Raw genomic sequence first — 17,072 nt, 5'->3', positions numbered from 1 at the left:
ACCGCCTAGACCGGCGCGGTGACCCCGCGCGTTACGCCGCGGAAGTCCACCGTGCGCACCGAGCGGGCGATCGCCTCGTGGTCGACGCCCGGATGCGCGGTGACGATCACCGCGACGTCCGCGCCGTCCAGCGCCTCGCCCAAGTCCATGTTCTTCAGACCGTAGGAGGCCAGCTCCGGCACGTAGGGGTCGTGGTAGCGCACGTCGGCGCCGCGCTTGGTCAGCAGCTCGATCAGCTTCAGCGCCGGCGACTCGCGGATGTCCCCCACGCCCTTCTTGTAGGAGACGCCCAACACCACCACCTTGGCGCCGTTGACGGCCTTGCGGTCCTCGTTGAGCGCGTGCTCGACCTTCTCCATGCAGAAGTACGGCATGTTGGTGTTGACCTTGCCGGCGAGCTCGATGAACTCGGTGGCGAAGTCAAACTCCCGCGCGCGCCAGGTCAGGTAGAACGGGTCGACCGGCAGGCAGTGCCCGCCCATGCCCGGGCCCGGCTCAAAGCGCATGAACCCGAAGGGCTTGGTCGAGGCCGCGTCGACGACTTCCCAGATGTCCAGGTTCATGCGATCGGCGAGGATCGACAGCTCGTTGACGAGCGCAATGTTCACCGAGCGGAAGATGTTCTCCAGCAGCTTGGACATCTCGGCGACCTCGGGCGAGGTGACCGGCACGATCTGCTCGCAGACGCGCGCGTAGATCTCGCTGGCCCGCGTCGTGCAGTCCTGCGTCAGGCCGCCGACGATCTTCGGGGTCGTGCGGATGTTGTAGTCCAAGCGGCCCGGATCGACGCGCTCGGGCGAGAACGCCAGCGCGAAGTCGGTCCCGGCGCGCAGGCCGGACTCCTCCAGCAGCGGCACCATGTAGTCGCGCGTCGTGCCCGGGAACGTCGTGGACTCCAGGACAATCGTCTGGCCCTCACGCACGACCTGCGCCAGCGCGCGGCCAGCGCCAAGCAGCGGCCCGAGCTCCGGCTCGCGGTTGTCGTTCAGCGGCGTCGGGACGCAGATCAGGATCGCCTCGGCCTCGTGCAGCTCGACGAAGCGCGTCCCGAAGTGGCAGCGCTCGAGCACGCCCTGCAGGCGCTCATCGGAGACGTCCTCGATGTGCGACCGGCCCTCACGCAGGCCAGCGACCTTCGCGGCGTCCAGGTCGACGCCGATGACGTCCATGCCCGCCTCGGCGAACTCCATCGCCAGCGGCAGCCCGACGTACCCCAGGCCGACGATCCCGATACTCATCTCGCTCCCTCGTGGTTCGGAATGACCGCGCCCACCATCCGGCGGCGCATCTCACGCCGCGTGAAGCGGCGGTACTCCGGGTCCGGGACCCGATCGACATGCTGGGCGGCAGCCCGCACGTACCCGTAGACGAACGCGAAGCCCGAAATCACCTGCGGCCGGCGGGTGCCGACGCGCAGCGCGCGCAGCATCACCCACGACAGCGGGTGGTGCGCGATGTAGGCGCAGGTGCCGTGGCGCGCGTGACCGCGGACCGTGCCGTCGGCGCTGCCGAGCGGCCGGTGGTGGATGCTCACCACGTCGGTGTAGCTGACCGTCCCGAACCCGCGCATACGCGCGTAGGTCTCGTCGATCGTGTCCCAGCCCAGCATCTCCTGCACGCCGCCGATGGCCTCGAAGCACGGCAAGGTGTACAACTTCAAAGCGCCGTGGACGTGGTTGCGGGCGATCTTGATCCGGCGCATCCCGCCGCCCGGCAGCGGCTCGTCGAGCACGCCGCCGGCCAGACCCAGGGATGGGTCCGCGGCGAAGCGGTCGGCCATAATCTTGAAGTAGTCGGGCTTGAGCTCGATGTCGCCATCGAGCTTCATCACGTGCGTGTACTGCGACAACTCGCCGGCCAGCGCCAGCCCCGCGTTGAACGTGCGCGGCGCGGCGGCCCGCGCAAGGCGGTCGCGCGACGAGCCGCCCGTGGGCGCCGGCGGCGCCTGAGCGACGGTCAGGAACGGCACCTCGGTTTCGAGGCGCTGCAGGATCGCCAGCGTGTCGTCGGTCGACGCGTCGTCGACGACGATCCAGCGCGCCGGCGTCAGCTCCTGAGCGGCCACCGACCGCACCACGAGCTCGATGTGCGCAGCCTCGTTGCGCACGGGCGAGATGATCAGAATCCGCGGTTCCACTGCCAGATCAACGCGCGGGCGCGCTCAGCGCTTCCGCGGGCGGTTCGATCGCCGGGGCGTCCACGATCTCGCGGTGCCACAGCTCGAGGGTCAATAGGGCCCAGATCCGCTTGGCCTCGCCGTCGGTCCCGGCGGCGTGCCGGTCCAGCAGGCCGGTGACCTCGGCGCGGTCGAAGTAGCCGCGGTCGAGCGTCTCGCGGTCGAGCAGGACCTCGTGCGCGTAGTCGCGCAGGTCGCCGCGCAACCAGTCGCTCAACGGCACCGAGAACCCCTGCTTGGGACGGTCCAGGAGATCGTCGGGCAGCCAGCCGCGCAGCGCCTCGCGCAGGATCCACTTCTTCTCCTGCCCGCGAACCTTGTAGTGCGCGGGGATCGACGCGCCGAGCTGCATCAGCTCGGGGTCCAACAACGGCGACCGCGCCTCCAAGGCATGGGCCATGGTCGCGATGTCGACCTTGGCGATGAGGTCGTCCAGCAGGTAGGTGCGTACGTCGACCTCGAGCATCTTGTCGACCGCCGCCGACCCCGAGGCGGCACGCCAGGCGTCGCCGATCGGGTCCGGGATCTCGGACTCGGCGAGCACCGAGGCGAACCCCGACGCGTACAAGGCGTCGCGCTGGGCGGTGTCGATCCAGGACTGGTAGCGGGCGTAACGGGTCGGCCCATCCAAGGCCAGCGATCCCGCCAGCCGCCGGAAGCGGTTGCGCGGCGAGCCGACCGCGCCGCCCTCGGGCACACGCGCGCCGACCGCGGCGACCATGTGGCGCAGCGGCGCCGGGATCCGGTCCAGCCGCGACGCCAGCGCGTTGGCGACGTAGCGCGTGTAGCCGCCGAAGGACTCGTCGCCGCCGTCGCCGTTGAGCGCGACCGTCACGTGGCGGCCGGCCATCTCGGCCAGGTAGAAGCTCGGGATCGCCGAGGCGTCGGCGAACGGCTCGCCGTAGTGGCGCGCCAGCGTCGGCAGGACCGAGACCGCGTCGGCGCGGACCTGGAACTCCTCGTGGACCGTGCCGAACTGCTGGGCGATCCGCCGCGCGTGCGGCAGCTCGTCGAAGTGCTCGTGGTCGAAGCCGATCGAGAACGTCCGGACCGGTTCCGACGACGCCTCAGCCATCGCGGCGACGACCGCCGAGGAGTCGATCCCGCCCGACAGGAACGCGCCGAGCGGCACATCGGAGACCATCCGGCGGCGGGTCGCGGCGCGCAGGCCCTCGCGCACCATCTCCACCAACTCGGGCACGGAGGCGTCGAGCTTGGTCGAGTAGTCCAGCGACCAGTAGCACTTGAGCTCGGGCTCGGCGCCCTCGCGCACGAGCATGGTGTGCGCCGGCGGCAGCTTGCGCACGCCGCGGATCGCGCTCATCGGCGTCGGCACGTAGCCCAGCGCGAGGAAGCGGTCGATCGCGACCGGGTCGACCTCGCGGCGGATCTCGGTGTCGGCCAGCAGCGCCTGCATCTCCGACGCCCACGAGATCGTGCCGTCGGGACGCCGGGCGTAGAGCAGCGGCTTCTTGCCGATGCGGTCGCGGGCCAGCAGCAGCTGTTGGCGCTTCATGTCCCACAGCGCGAACGCGAACATGCCCTTGAGGTGCTTGACGCAGTCGGCGCCGTGCTCCTCGTAGAGGTGGACGATGACCTCGGTGTCGCCCTTGGTGGCCAGCGTGTGGCCGCGGGACATCAGGTCCTCGCGCAGCTCGCGGTAGTTGTAGATCTCGCCGTTCATGACGACGACGATCGACCGGTCCTCGTTGTAGATCGGCTGGTCGCCGGTCCCGAGGTCGATCACGCGCAAGCGCTGGATCCCCAGCCCCACGCGGGCGTCGCGGTGGATGCCGCGCGAGTCCGGCCCACGGTGCTCCAGACCGGCGCACATGCGCTCGATCAGGTCCGCTTGAACCGGTAGGCCCGCGGGCCGCAGCTGTCCGACGATGCCGCACATCTGCCAGACCAACGGCCCGACGGCCGGGTTTCTCGCGCGGCGGCGCTACTGGCGGACGGCGGCGGACTCGGGCGCCCAGCGGACCACGGCCGGTGAGTCGGCGCCCGCCGCGTACTTGACCGGCGTGCCGCTGCCGTCGGCGTTGGCCATGTAGATCGCGTCGCTGACGCCGTAGAGCACGTGCTGGTCGTCGAGCCACTCGACCTGGTCGTCGACCGAGCGCGGCTCGGCCAGCGGCGTCTCACGCAGCGTCGCGACGTCCAGCACGGTCAGATGCCACGGCTTGCTCTTTGAGCCCGTGCGCTTCTTGTAGGCGATGCGCGTGCCGTCGGGCGAGATCGACGGGCACTCGACGTTCTCCTTGAGGACCCGCGCGCGCCGCTCGGAGACCGAGCCGCGGATCAGGAACGTCTTGCCGCCGGTGGCCAGCGTCGCGTAGAACGTGTTGCTGTCGGCGGGGTCGAACGTCACGCCCCAGTAGTTGACGTCCTCCGCGGTCACGACCTTGCCATCGGCCGCGTAGGTCGTGAACTTCTCCAGGTCGGCGATCTCCGTGCCCTTCTGGAGGTCGAAGATCGTCGTGGCGGTCGAGAACGTCCCGGCCTCTGCGTAGGCGTGGCCGGAGACGAACAACGTCGTCGCCCCGTAGCGCCCGTCGGGTGAGACGCGCGCGCGGCTTGGGATGCCCTCGACCGGCAGGTCGGCCGTCACCTTCAGCGCGCTGTCGAAGACCTTCGCGCGGTAGCCGGCCGCGAAGCCGGACCCGCGCGTCACGCAGATCCCGCGCCCGGCCGCGAAGTAGACGCGGTCGCAGCGCATGCCGGAGGTCGTCTCGGTCCCGGCGGCCGTCGCGCCGGCCGGCGCGATCTCGACGCGCCCGTGGCTGGCCAGATCGCGGTAGAGCACCGTCCGCTTGCCGTCGGCCTTGGCCGCCGTCAGCGCCGTGGTCGCGTTCGCTGAGGCCTTGCCGCCGTCATCGCCGCCAGCGCCGACGAGCACCGCGACGACCGCCACGATCGCGCACACCGCGACGATCGCGCCGAAGATCGCGACGCGGCGACGGTCAGATGAGGGCGGGGACACGGCTGCGGAAGAGCACGACCACGGCCACGAGGGCCGCCACGACCAGCCCGCCGGCGAAGCAGGCGATCGCCGCCTGGAACCCGAGGAGGGCCCAGAGCGAGCCGAACAGCACGGAGGCGATCAGGCGAGCGATGTTCGTCACGGTACCGACCAGCGCCAGGCCGCTGCCGCGCACCTCGTCGGGCACGATGCTCGAGCCCAGCGCCATCAGCACGCCGTCGGTCGCCGCGTAGTAGGTGCCGAGCAGGCCGAGCACGACGGTCAGCAGGACCCAGCCGCCCAGCGGCGCCAGCAGCGCGGCGTAGACGCCGAGCAGCAACGCGTAGCCGGCGACCATCACGCGGCCGCGGCCGACGCGATCGGCCAGACGGCCCATCGGGACGGCCAGCACCATGTAGGTCAACGAGTTGCCGACGAACAGCAGCGGGAACATCGAGTTGCCCAGGTCGAGCTTGTCCTGCAGCCCGAGGAAGATGAAGGCGTCGCTGGCGGTGGCCAGGCCGAGGGCGCCGGCGGCGATCAGCAGCGCGCGGTAGCGCGCCACCTTGACCAACGCGAACGCGGCCTTCAGCGAGGCGGGCTCAGCCGGCGTGCCGTGGTCGTCAGCGCGGTCCTGCGGGCGGACGAACAGCACGATGACCGCAACGCCGATGGCCGCCAGGCAGAAGCTCACCAGGAAGATCGAGTGAAACGCGAACGGCGCGGCGGCCAGCAGCGCGAAGGCCAGCAGCGGGCCGATCAGCGCGCCGGTGGTGTCCATCGCGCGGTGCACGCCAAACGCCATGCCGAGCTGGTCCTTGGGCGTCGACAGCGAGATCATCGCGTCGCGCGGCGCGGTGCGGATGCCCTTGCCGGCGCGGTCGGCGAGCACGATCGCGCCGATCGCCGAGACCGCGGTCCCGCCGACGACGAGCAGCAGCTTGCAGACCGCCGAGATGCCGTAACCGGTGGCCGCGACCTCCTTGTGGCGCTTGAAGCGGTCGCCGAGGAAGCCGCCCGCCAGGCCCATCAAGGCGGCGGCGCCGTTGTAGATGCCGTCGATGACGCCGAAGGCCAGCGGCGAGAAGCCGCCGACGTAGATCAGGTACAGCGGCAGCACCGTCACGACCATCTCGGCCGAGATGTCGGTGATCAGGCTCGTGAAGCCCAGCAGGATGACCGTGCGCGGGACGCGCGGCTGGGAGACGGCGGCGCCGCCGCGGCTGAGCAGGCGCTTGTGGGCGCGGAGAATCGCGGTGGAGTCAGAGACGGAGTACATGACGGTGGTTCCGGACTCAGTCGTCGAGGTGCGCGATGGCCGTCTTGGCGAAGCGCTTGGCGATCGCGCACGGCGCCGAGACGCTCAGCACGCGGTGCTTGTCGACCTGCGCGAACAGCACCGGCCGGCCACTCGTGCCGCAATAGGCGGCCTTGGCGCCGACGTCGACCGCCTCGCGCTGACGCAGCGCCTTCTTCATCGCGGCGAACGTCCCGGTCTGGACGGCGAGCGTCACGTACCCGGCCTGGTCCTGCTTGCCGCGGTAGATGCACGTCGGGCCCTGCGGCGCCTCGACCACGTCCTCGATGGCGCGGCCGGTGATCGCCTTGGCCTGCGCCTTGGACACCAGGTTGCACGGGCTGAAGCGCTTCTTCGGCTTGGCCGACTGACGCGCCAGCAGCTTGCTGTAGCCCGGCTCGGCCGCCTTGGCGGCCGCGGTCGCATCCTCCGGCTTGCCCGCCTCGTTCAGGCGGGTGGCCTTCTTGTCCGAGGAGCCTTCCGGCGTCGCCGTGGCGACGACCGGGTTCTCGGGGCTCCCCTTGGGCGGGGCGGACTTCTTGTCCTCCCCGCCGCAGGCGGCCAACAGGACGCTTGCGGCGAGAAGGGCGATCAGGATGGGCAGACGGCGCACGGTGCTCCCGTGTCGGCGATGGCTCAGGCGCCCGTGGGCGTGAAGAGCACGTCGACGAAGTAGTTGGTGGCGTTGTAGCTGCTGAACGGGAACGTGATCGCCGAGTGATAGGTGAACACGCCGTTCTGGCTCACGTGATCGTCAATCGCATGCAGCGGCGAGTTGTCGAACGCATTGGAGAACGCCCCCGGATCCACCGGGTAATGCCCATTGGGCGCCAGGTAGGAGACCACGTAGGTCGTGTTGGCCAGGACGTTCACCGGGGAAGAGAACGTTGCGGTCTGCCATCCGCTTCCGAGCTCGTCCGAGAACGTGACCTGGGCGAGTAGGTCGCCGGCCGCCGAGTACAGCGCGCCGACGTGCGTGCCGGTGTTCGCCGCCGCCTTGAAGAAGCGGATGCCCGAGACCTGGCCGTCGACGTCGGACTTCCACTTCAGGCCCAGGACGACCGAGCCGGTGTCGCCCGCGTCGGGCGTCGGCGGGGTGACCTGGCCGAAGATCGACGCCTTCGGCGTGGCCGCGCTCGACGCGCCCGAGAGCGAGCCGACGCCGTTGGCGTTGACCGCCTGGACCCGGAACGTGTACGCCGTCCCGTTGGTCAGGCCGGTCACGGCCGCCTTCGTCGTCGGCGTGTTGACGTTGACCGGCGTGCCCGCCGTCGCGCCGTCGTACGGCGTCACGATGTAGCCCGTGATCGCGCTGCCGCCGTCAGCTGACGGCGCCGTCCAGCGCACGATCGCCGCCAGCGAGTCGGCCTCGGCCGTCACGCCCGTCGGCGCGCCCGGGGCGCCCGACACCAGCGGCGTGACCGCGTTGGACGCCGCAGACTGCGGGCCGCTACCGGCCTGGCTGACCGCGCGCACCTTGAACGTGTACGCCGTGCCGGCGGTCAGGCCCGTGACGAGCTTGGTCGTCGTAGGAGCGTTGACCGTCGTCGCCGGCTGCGCCGTGGTGCCGATGAACGGCGTGATCTCGTAGCTCTCGACCGGGCCGCCCGAGGACGGGGCTGACCACGAGACCGTCGCCGCCGCGGCGCCCGCGGTGGCGCTCACGCCGGTGACCGTGCCGGGCGGCGAGGCCGCCTCGAAGAGCACGTCGACGCCGTAGTTGCTGGCGCCGAAGCTGCTCGCCGGGTACGAGCTCGCCGGGCCGTACGCGAACACGCCGTTCTGGCTCGTCGCGTTGGACAGCGCCTGCAGCGCGCCGTTGGTGACGGCGGTGCTGAAGGAGCTGCCGACCGAGTAGTGGCCGCTCGGCGCGTAGTAGCTGACGATGTAGGTCGTGCCCGGCGTCAGCGTCACGGGCGAGGAGAACGTCGCGTGCTGCCAGCCCGAGGCACTCTCACCCGAGAACGTCACCTGCGCCAGGCGCGTGCCGCCCGTGGTCCACAGGCTGCCGATGTGCGTGCCGGTGTTCGTCGGAGCCTTGTAGAAGCGCACGCCGGTCGCGACACCCGCAAAGCTCGTCGTGAACTTGACGCCCAGCTCGACCGCGTTGGAATCGCCGCCGTCGACCGTGCCGGGCACGTCGAAGTCGAAGATCGTCTGGTCGGGCGTGGCCGCCGCCGAGGCCGTCGAGGCCGCGCCGTTGCCGAACGAGTTGGTCGCGACGACCTTGAACGTGTACGCGGTCCCGTTGGTCAGGCCCGTGATCACCTTGCTGGTCGTGGTCCCGCTGACCGTGGTCGCCGTCTGCGCGGCGGCCCCGATGTACGGCGTGATCGTGTAGCCGCTGATCGCGGAACCGCCGCCGTTGACGGGCGCGGTCCAGCTGACCTGGGCGGCGCCGTCGGCCGGATCGGCGTCAACGCCGGTCGGCGCGCCGGGGATCGTGGAGCCCTGCGGCGTGACCGCCGCGGAGGCCGCCGAGATCGTGCCGGTGCCGCCGTCGTTACTGGCTTGGACCCGGAACGTGTAGGCCTGGCCGGTCGTCAGCCCGGTCACCGTCTTGCTCGTCGGCGCGGCCGGCGAGCCGGTGACCGTCGTCGTCGCCTGCGCGGTCGCCCCGATGTACGGGGTGATCGTGTAGGTCGACGGCGTGCCACCGGTGGACGGGGCGCTCCAGGTCAGGTCGACCGAGGTCGCGCCGCCCGAGACGCCGGCGACGCCGGTGACCTGGCCGGGCGCGCTCGGCGCGTACAGCACGTCGACCAGGTAGTTGCCGGCCGAGTAGCTGCTCGTCGGGAACACCGAGGTCGTGCTGTAGGCGTAGACGCCGTTCTGGCTGGTCGCGTTCGGGATCGTGTGCAGCAGGCCGTTGTCGACCGCGTTCGAGAGGCCCGCGTTGGTGGCCGAGTAGCGGCCTTGGGGCGCGAAGTAGGACGCGACGTAGGTCGTGCCGGCCGTCACCGCGATCGGGCTGGAGAACGTCACCGTCTGCCAGCCGGAGTCCGACTCGCCGGTGAACGTCGCCTGCGCCAGGCGCGTGCCCGTCGAGGACCACAGGCTGCCCGTGTGGACACCCTGGTTGGCGGCGGCCTTGTAGAAGCGAACGCCGGTGATCGTGCCCGCAGAGTCAGACTTGAACTTCACGCCCAGCTCGATCGACTGGGTGTCGCCCGAGTCCACGAGGTCCGGCGTCAGGAAGTCGAAGATCGTCGCCCGCGGCGTGACCGCCCCGGATGCCGCCGACGCCGGGCTGTTGCCGATGGCGTTGGTCGCGATGACCCTGAACGTGTACGCGGTGCCGTTGGCCAGCCCGGTCACGACCTTGCTCGTCGCCGAGGCGTCGGCCGTGACCGCGGTCTGCGCGGTCACGCCGATGTACGGGATGACCGTGTAGCCGGTGATCGCGCTGTCGCCGTCGGAGGCGGGCACGTTCCAGCTGACGCGGGCCGAGCCGGTGGCCGGGGCCACGACGACGCTCGTCGGCGCGGACGGCACGACGGCGCTGTTGGGCGTCACGGCGTTGGACGCCGAGGACTGCGTGCCGGAGCCCGCGGGGTTGACGGCCTGCACCCGGAAGGTGTAGGTCGTGCCCTGGGTCAAGCCCGTGATCGTGGCGCTCGTGGCCGGCGGCGTGCCGGTAATCGTGGTCACCGTCTGCGCGGTCGCGCCGATGTATGGGGTGATCTTGTAGGAGGTCGGGGTGCCGCCGGTGGACGGGGCGCTCCAGGACACGGTGGCCGAGGTCTTGCCGGCGGCCACGGCGCTCACGCCGGTGACCGTGCCGGGCGCGGCCAGCGCCGCGAACGTGACGTCGACCCAGTAGTTGGAGGCCTTGTAGGAACCGGTCGGGAAGCTCGACGAGGTGCCGTAGGCGAAGACGCCGTTGACCGTCGTGCCGACGTTGCGGATCACGTGCAGCGGACCGCCGTCGAGCGTGCCTCCGCCGTTGGTGCCGCCAGCCGGGTTGTTGTAGTTGTACTCCGGCGTGTTGGCGTAGTGGCCGTTAGGCGCGTAGTAGGACGCGACGTAGGTCTCGCCCGGATTGATGACGACCGGCGACGAGAACGTCGCGGTCTGCCAGCCGGAGGCGCTCTCACCCGTGAACGTCACCTGCGCGAGGCGCTGGCCGGACGAGTTCCAAAGGTTGCCGATGTGCGTGCCGGTGTTGGCGGCCGCCTTGTAGAAGCGGATGCCGGTGACCTGACCGAAGACGTCGGACTTGAACTTGACGCCCACCTCGACGGAGTCGGGGTCGCCGGAGTCGATCGTGTCGGCCGGCGGCGCGAACGTCGTGCCCCAGATCGAGCACGGGCAGTTGACCGTCACGGTCGAGCCCGCGCCGGGCGTCTGGATGTTGCCCGAGTCGTCGGTCGCGCGGACCTTGAGGACCGTCGACGGCGTGCCGTGCGCGCGCCAGCTGTAGGACCACGTCGACGTGCCCGTGGCCGGGTGCCAGGTGCTGCCGCCGTCGGTGGAGATCTCGATGCCCGCGACCACGCCACCGGAGTCCGTGGCGGTGCCGTTGATCGTGTAGACCTGCCCGTCGGTGACCGACGAGGGCGGCGAGCTGATCGTCGCGACCGGCGCGACCGTGTCGGTCGTCGCGGTCTGCGTGTGCAGGCCGCTGATCAGCGACGCGGGCTGGGTGTTGCCCATGTCCGCGAAGAGGTTGACCACGAACTGCTGCATGTTCTGGTCTTCGTCGTTCTCGGCGAAGTTCGCGCTGTCCAGGCCCCAGGAGAACTGGACCGTGCCGGCGCCGAAGACGCGGGCGCCGGAGGCGGCCTTGTACAGCGTCAGGTTGTGCGTCGCCGTGCCGCCGAACTTCGTCGTCGTGCCGTAGTCGGTGAAGACCTCCAGGTTGTTGGCGGTCGTCGAGGACAGGTGGACGATGCCCGAGGGGCGGAAGCCGTTGTCCGGATCCTCGTCCCACTCGTAGCCCAGCGACTGCGGAGCCAGCGTCACCGACTGCGAAGACGAGAACAGGCTCGCCACGTCGGTGTTCCTCCACTGGCGCAGGCTCTTGAAGGCGTACGGGACCGTGATCGCCGTCGTGCCCGAGTTGACGATGAACGACTGGCCCGTGAGCGAGTTCTCCGGGTTGGCCGTCGCCCAACGCGGGTCCCGCCACGTGCCGGTCCACTCGACCGGGTCCTGCGGCGTGTCGAAGTGCGTGTCCTTGTAGGAGACGATCGTGCGGTTGGCGGTGTTGGTGCCGTCCGCGCTCGGCTCCCAGCGCGTCTTCCAGAACGACTCGTTGGCCGTGAAGAACGCGAGGTTGACGCCCGCGTCGCGCGCGGCCTTGACGTTGGCCCGCTGGGACGCCGACCAGTACTCGTCGTGGCCCGACGAGATGAAGATCTTGTGGTTGAGCATCGCCGCCGGCCGGCTCGCGCTGTCGACATCGGTCGTGTAGCCGACGTCGTAGCCGCTGCGCTCAAGGAAGCGGATCATCGGCCACTCGCCGCCCGTGAAGAGCGCGGTGCGGCCGTTGTCGTCCTCGGCGACGTGGTTGGGCCGGTTGTAGGAGACCTTGTAGGCCGCCTTGTACCCGCCCGGGTCGCCCGGCGGGCAGGACACCGTGCACTGGTAGAGGCTGTTGCCGCCGTAGGTGTTGTACGCCTGCCAGGTCGCGTCGGAGGTCTGCAGGAGGATCGCCGAGCTGCGCGCGTCGTCCCGCACGACGAACGTGATGTGGCTGCCCTGGCCACCCGCGTTCGGCACGAGGTGCGCGATGTAGACGCCCGAGACCGCCGTGCTCGGCACCGCCCAGGTCCGCGAGACCGACCAGTTGCCGCAGTCGATCAGGCCCGTGTCGGAGTACTTGTTGCACGCTGGCTGCGTCGCCGTGTTGGTCGGCGTGATGCCGCCCTGGATCAGGCGCGCGCCCTTCCCGCCGTAGTAGCCCAGCCGCAGGATGTCGATGTGGTAGGCCGACGTCGCCGAGCTGATCTTGAACGAGATGTTCTCGCCCTTGTTCACGCTCATCTGCGTGGCGAACCCCTGAAGCGTCGGATCGCCGGCGCCATCGATCTCCCAGGTCGACGGATCGGCCCCCGTGAGCTGGTTCTCGCACTGCGTCGCATTGGAGCAGGCGGCCAGAGAAGCGGCGGGGACGGCGCCGAGGAACAGGATCGCGGCGGCCACGAGCAGGCCCATGAGGGCGACACGCGACGGCAAGGTGCGGGCACGACGAGATTCGGGCATACATCCCAACAACGGGGTGCCTCCCCGGCAACTCGCACGCAACTTCACTCACCGGGGATGAACTTCGGAGGACCCCCAAAAGGGTCTCCACGCGGGCGCGCACGCGAGGCACGCGCGAGAGCGGAAGCGCAGCGGCTTCCGGTGCGTTGCTCCGGTAGTGACGACCCCCGATGCCTCCAGCGGCGACGCGCGTTCGCGCGGCGATCTAGAACAGGCCGCCGTCTCGGGAGCGCGCTGGATCACGCTCGCCCGCATCGCGGCCGAGGTCGTCCTGTTCGCCACGCTCGTCGTCCTGGCGCATCTGATCCCGCCGGCCGCGTTCGGCCGCTACGCGATCGTGATCTTCATGACCGAGCTGTCGGTCGGCGTGATCGGCGGCTTCGGCCAGGCGCTCGTGCAGCGCCCGTCGATCGACATCTCCCACCAGCGCGCCGCGATGGCGATCGTGATGCTGATCCAGGGCACGCTGGTGGTCGCGACCTGGCTGGTGCTCGCGCCGTACGTGATCGAACCGATCTTCGGCCACCAGACCGCCGACCTGGTGAAGATCGCCTCCCCGGCGTTCCTGCTGGCGGGCCTGATGACCGTGCCGCAGGCGATGCTGCAGCGGCGGCTGGACTTCCGGCGGCTGGGCCAGCTCCAGGTCGCCTCGACGCTGGCCGGCGCCGCCGTGCAGCTCGGCCTGGCGGTCGCGTTCGACCTCGACGCCGAGGCGCTCGTGCTCGGGACGGTCGCCGCGACGGCCGTTGCTTGCCTGGTCGCGGTGCTGTCGTCGCCGCCGCCGCTGCCGCGCCTGGGCCGTGGCGCCGGCAAGGAGCTCAGCACCTACGGCACCCCGGCCGCGATCGCCGCGATCAGCTGGGCGGGCTTCCGCAACGTCGACTACGCGATCGTCGGCGCGCGCCTAGGCGCCGCCAGCGCCGGCATCTACTGGCGCGCGTTCCAGCTGGCGGTCGAGTACCAGAAGAAGATCAGCGTGATCGTCTACCAGGTCGCGTTTCCGGTGCTCGCCCGCGCCGCCTCGGTCGAGGACATGCTCGCGCTACGCCTGCGGATGGTGCGGCTGCTGACGCTGCTGGTCTTCCCGCTGCTGGCCGGGCTGGTCGCGCTGGCGCCGACGGTCGTGCCGTTCGTCTTCGGCGACGAGTGGACGGCGGCCGTCGGGCCGACGCAGATCCTGGCGATCGCGGGCGCCGCGACACTCGTCATCGACGCGGTCGGCGCGACGCTGATGGCCACCGGCCGCGCCCGCGCGATGCTCGGCTACGGCTGGGCGCACTTCGCGGTCTACGCCGGGGTCGTGCTCGCGGTCTCCTCGCACGGGATCATGTGGGTGGCGAGCGCCGCCGCCGCCGTCCACGTCGTCTTCCTCGTCGTCGCCTACTACGTGCTGCTGCACGGCCGACCGGAGAAGCCGCTGCGCCACGTCTGGGACGACGTCGCCCCGGCGCTGGTCGGCTCGCTGGCGCTCGTGGCCGTTGCGTTCCCGGTCCGGATGGGGCTCGACGACGCGGGCCTGCCCGCGGGCCTCGTGATCCTGGTCGTCGGCGCCGCGTCGGTCCCGGCCTACCTGCTGGCCGTGCGCGTCCTGTTCCCGGCGATCTGGCACGAGAACGCGCCGCTGGTCGCGCGGATGCTGCCGGCGCGGCTGCGGCGACGCCCGCCGGTCGCGCCGGCTCCCGAGCCGGTCGACGAGCCCGGAAGCGCGCCCACCCCTGAAGCGTTGGTGGGGTGATGTCGCAGCTCACCCCCACCGTCAGCGCGCTCGTCGCCGTCTACAACGGCGAGCGCTTCGTCGCCGAGACGATCGACTCGATCCTCGCCCAGACGCACGCGCCGCTGGAGGTCATCGTCGTCGACGACGGCTCGACCGACAGCACGGCCGAAGTGCTCGCGAGGTTCGGCGACCGGATCCGCGTCATCCGCCAGGAGAACCGCGGCTGCCCGGGCGCGTTCAACACCGCCTTCGCGGCGGCCCAGGGCGACTACCTGGCGATGTGCGGAGCCGACGACCTGTGGACGCCCGAGAAGCTCGAGTGGCAGCTCGGCACGCTCGCCGAGCACCCCGACGTCGACGTCTCGATCGGCGCGGCGCGGATCTTCGGTACCGAGGACGACGTGTTCGAGGAGCCCGGCGTCGGGCGGCTCGACCCCAAGGCCCTGGCCGAGCGGTTGTTCCCCTACAACATCGTTTGCGCGTCCTCGATCCTCTTCCGGCGCACGCTCGCCCAAGAGCTCGGGCCGTTCGTCGAGAACACAACGCGCGAGGAGATGGACGCGTTCTTCCGCGGTCTGGGCGTCGGCGACGTCTGGGACGCCGAGGCGCCCGGCGTCTACAAAGAGCGCTTCTCCGCCGACGACTACGACTACTGGCTGCGCGCGCTGGACCGCGGCGCGATCTTCCACTACGACCCGCGCCCGCTGGTCCGCTACCGCCGCCACGAGGACAACGTCACCAACGACTGGGTGTGGGGCTACCGGTCGTGCTGCATCGTCCACCACCGCCACGCGCGAATGATCGAGGACAAGGCCTTGGTCAAGTCGGTGCTGGCCGCCGACCTGTTCCGCCTCGGCCGCCGGCTGGAGGCCGCCGACCTGCCGCGCGAGGCGGGCGTCGCGTTCCGCGCGTCGCTGCGCCAGAAGCGCGTTCCCCGCGTCGCCGCGTGGGCGCTGATCGTCGCGCTGCCGGATCGGCCGCGGCGCCGCCTGGGCCCGACGCTCGTCTCGCTCAAGCGCGCGGTCGCCGGAGGCTCCTGAGATGCGCGTCCTGGTCGTCATCCAGGGCGGCGGTGGCGCGAAGGTCACCGGCCCGGAGATTCGTGGCTGGGCGCTGGCCTACGCGTTCGCCGAGCACCACGAGGTGACGGTCGCGCTGCACGACCCGCCGACGGCCGAGCGCGACGGCATGCGCCTGGTCGAGTTCTCGCGCGGGACGCTGATCCGCGAGGCACGCCGCCACGACGCGGTGATCGCGCCGACGATCCCGCCCTACCTCTTCGCCGCGCTGCGCGGCACGTCGACGATCGCGGTCTCCGACCAGTACGACCCGGTCGAGCTCGAGCTGTCGGTCTTCACCGAGCAGCCCGGCATCCGCCGCTACCTGCGCGCCCAGAAGGACGCGCGCGAGGCGCAGCTGCGGTTCTCCGACGTCGTCGCCGTCGCGGGCGCCAGCCAGCGCGGGCTGCTGGAGAACGAGCTGGAGGTGCTGAAGCTCACCGGCGCCCGCCGCCCGGCGGTCGTCACGGTCCCCTTCGGGCTGCCGGACGCGCCGCCGGCCTCGAGCGCCCATCCGCTCCGCGACGCGTTCCCGCAGATCGGTGCAGACGACCCGATCGTGCTGTGGTGGGGCAAGTGCTGGAAGTGGTTTGACGCTGAGAGCGCGGTCCGCGCGATGGGCCGCGTCGTGGAGCGGATCCCGAACGCGCGGCTGGTCATCAGCGCGGGCAAAGCGCCCAAGGCGAAGTTCGACCTCTCCGACCGCACCGAGATCGCACGCGACACCGCGCGCGAGCTGGGTCTGTTGGACACCAACGTGCTGTTCCTCGACGAGTGGACGCCGTATGACCGGCGCCACGAGTACCTCGCTGACGCCGACGTCGGGCTGACGCTGCACGCCGACACGCCCGAGGCCCCGTTCGCCGCCCGCGCGCGGTACATGGACTACCTCTGGGCCGGGCTGCCGTGCGTGCTGGCCCACGGCGACGAGATCGCCGACCGCTTCGGGCGGTCGGGCTTCGCGCGCCTGGTCGCGCCGGGCGACGTCGACGCCGCGGCCGACGCCGTGATCGCGCTGATCGAGCGGCCGCAGGAGCGCGCGAGCGCGAGCGCCGCGGGCCTCGAACTTGCCGAAAGCTACCGCTGGCCAGCGCTCGTCGCCCCGCTCGCCGAGGCAATCGCGGAGCGCGCGCGGTCAGGTGCCCGGCCGTCGTCGGCACGCCTGGCGCGCTCGGTCAGCACGTATTACCTGCGACGCGCGTCCGATCACGCCGTCCAGCGCGCTCGCATCGCCGTCGGTCAAGCTTCCTGAGCATCCCCTGATCGGGGCAGGTGGACCTCCCTTCATCGGGGGAGGGCGATCGATTACAGGACGTTCACGCGCATTCTGGGCGTCCAAATTGACGAGTTTCTACGTGCCAGGTTGCGCGTAGGGATACTCGTTCATCCCGCCTGATTTCTCGCCGTGCCCGGAGCTTTCGGGAGGTTCTGAGAGGTCCTGGCGTCCAGCGTCGAGACGAGACGGTTTAGGCCTCCGCTGGAATGTCGATAACGCTTCCAAGTCCGGTGGCAGACAGGGGGTCTTGCCACCGTCCAGCGGACTCAGTGGGTCGGTCGCAGGGGACCGCCCATTACAGCCAGTTCCTTCATTTCCAAAGGGAGAACTCTCCGTGCCGCCGTATCCGTCCGACGGTCACGCTGGTCTGCGCCCGCGT

At 70.7% G+C, this 17,072-nt stretch carries 10 protein-coding genes; 3 read left to right on the top strand and 7 right to left on the bottom strand.

The genetic code is table 11. From position 1 onward, the window contains the following. Window positions 1-5: 5 nt before the first annotated feature. The 7 genes from ACT01A_RS21770 to ACT01A_RS21740 are packed head-to-tail and all read right to left on the bottom strand — an operon-like array spanning window position 6 to window position 12,615. Window positions 6-1,238 carry a nucleotide sugar dehydrogenase gene (locus tag ACT01A_RS21770; RefSeq protein ID WP_445149201.1) on the bottom strand — a complete coding sequence of 411 codons (1,233 nt, stop codon included), beginning with the start codon at window positions 1,236-1,238 and terminating at the stop codon, window positions 6-8. Then, a complete protein-coding gene (locus tag ACT01A_RS21765) occupies window positions 1,235-2,107 on the bottom strand; it encodes a glycosyltransferase family 2 protein (RefSeq protein ID WP_445149200.1) in 873 nt (290 codons plus the stop codon). Before ACT01A_RS21765 ends, ACT01A_RS21770 begins: the two co-directional genes overlap by 4 nt. Window positions 2,108-2,144: 37 nt before the next feature. Further along, entirely contained in the window at window positions 2,145-4,076 is a 1,932-nt protein-coding gene (gene asnB, locus ACT01A_RS21760) for an asparagine synthase (glutamine-hydrolyzing) (RefSeq protein ID WP_445149199.1), read from the bottom strand. A gap of 45 nt (window positions 4,077-4,121) precedes the next feature. Beyond that, window positions 4,122-5,159, bottom strand: coding sequence for a TolB-like translocation protein (locus tag ACT01A_RS21755; protein WP_445149198.1), 1,038 nt, complete (start codon window positions 5,157-5,159; stop codon window positions 4,122-4,124). Further along, on the bottom strand, window positions 5,140-6,417 hold the full coding sequence (locus ACT01A_RS21750; RefSeq protein ID WP_445149197.1) for an MFS transporter: 1,278 nt from the start codon (window positions 6,415-6,417) through the stop codon (window positions 5,140-5,142). The genes ACT01A_RS21755 and ACT01A_RS21750 overlap by 20 nt, the downstream gene beginning before the upstream one ends. 16 nt (window positions 6,418-6,433) lie before the next feature. After that, the gene (locus tag ACT01A_RS21745) at window positions 6,434-7,048 is read right to left on the bottom strand and encodes a hypothetical protein (RefSeq protein ID WP_445149196.1); all 615 of its coding nucleotides are present in this window, start codon (window positions 7,046-7,048) and stop codon (window positions 6,434-6,436) included. 23 nt (window positions 7,049-7,071) lie between these two features. Continuing rightward, a complete protein-coding gene (locus ACT01A_RS21740) occupies window positions 7,072-12,615 on the bottom strand; it encodes a DUF4082 domain-containing protein (RefSeq protein WP_445149195.1) in 5,544 nt (1,847 codons plus the stop codon). 184 nt (window positions 12,616-12,799) lie between these two features. Between ACT01A_RS21740 and ACT01A_RS21735 the strand changes: the two genes are divergently transcribed. From ACT01A_RS21735 to ACT01A_RS21725, 3 genes are read left to right on the top strand one after another with little or no spacing between them, the layout of a single operon-like run. Then, entirely contained in the window at window positions 12,800-14,377 is a 1,578-nt protein-coding gene (locus ACT01A_RS21735) for an oligosaccharide flippase family protein (protein WP_445149194.1), read from the top strand. After that, window positions 14,377-15,399, top strand: coding sequence for a glycosyltransferase family 2 protein (locus ACT01A_RS21730; RefSeq protein WP_445149193.1), 1,023 nt, complete (start codon window positions 14,377-14,379; stop codon window positions 15,397-15,399). The genes ACT01A_RS21735 and ACT01A_RS21730 overlap by 1 nt, the downstream gene beginning before the upstream one ends. A 1-nt stretch (window position 15,400) precedes the next feature. Next, window positions 15,401-16,669, top strand: coding sequence for a hypothetical protein (locus ACT01A_RS21725; RefSeq protein ID WP_445149192.1), 1,269 nt, complete (start codon window positions 15,401-15,403; stop codon window positions 16,667-16,669). Window positions 16,670-17,072 lie beyond the last annotated feature (403 nt).

It is taken from the genome of Baekduia sp. Peel2402, assembly GCF_052567285.1.
Note: the sequence above shows the minus strand (reverse complement) of the source record. Positions and strands in the feature narration are given on the sequence as shown.

Coding starts and splice junctions, on each gene's coding strand:
- ACT01A_RS21730 (WP_445149193.1), top strand. CDS start 14,377: ATGTCGCAGCTCACCCCCACCGTCAGCGCGCTCGTCGCCGTCTACAAC.
- asnB (WP_445149199.1), bottom strand. CDS start 4,076: ATGTGCGGCATCGTCGGACAGCTGCGGCCCGCGGGCCTACCGGTTCAA.
- ACT01A_RS21770 (WP_445149201.1), bottom strand. CDS start 1,238: ATGAGTATCGGGATCGTCGGCCTGGGGTACGTCGGGCTGCCGCTGGCG.
- ACT01A_RS21750 (WP_445149197.1), bottom strand. CDS start 6,417: ATGTACTCCGTCTCTGACTCCACCGCGATTCTCCGCGCCCACAAGCGC.
- ACT01A_RS21725 (WP_445149192.1), top strand. CDS start 15,401: ATGCGCGTCCTGGTCGTCATCCAGGGCGGCGGTGGCGCGAAGGTCACC.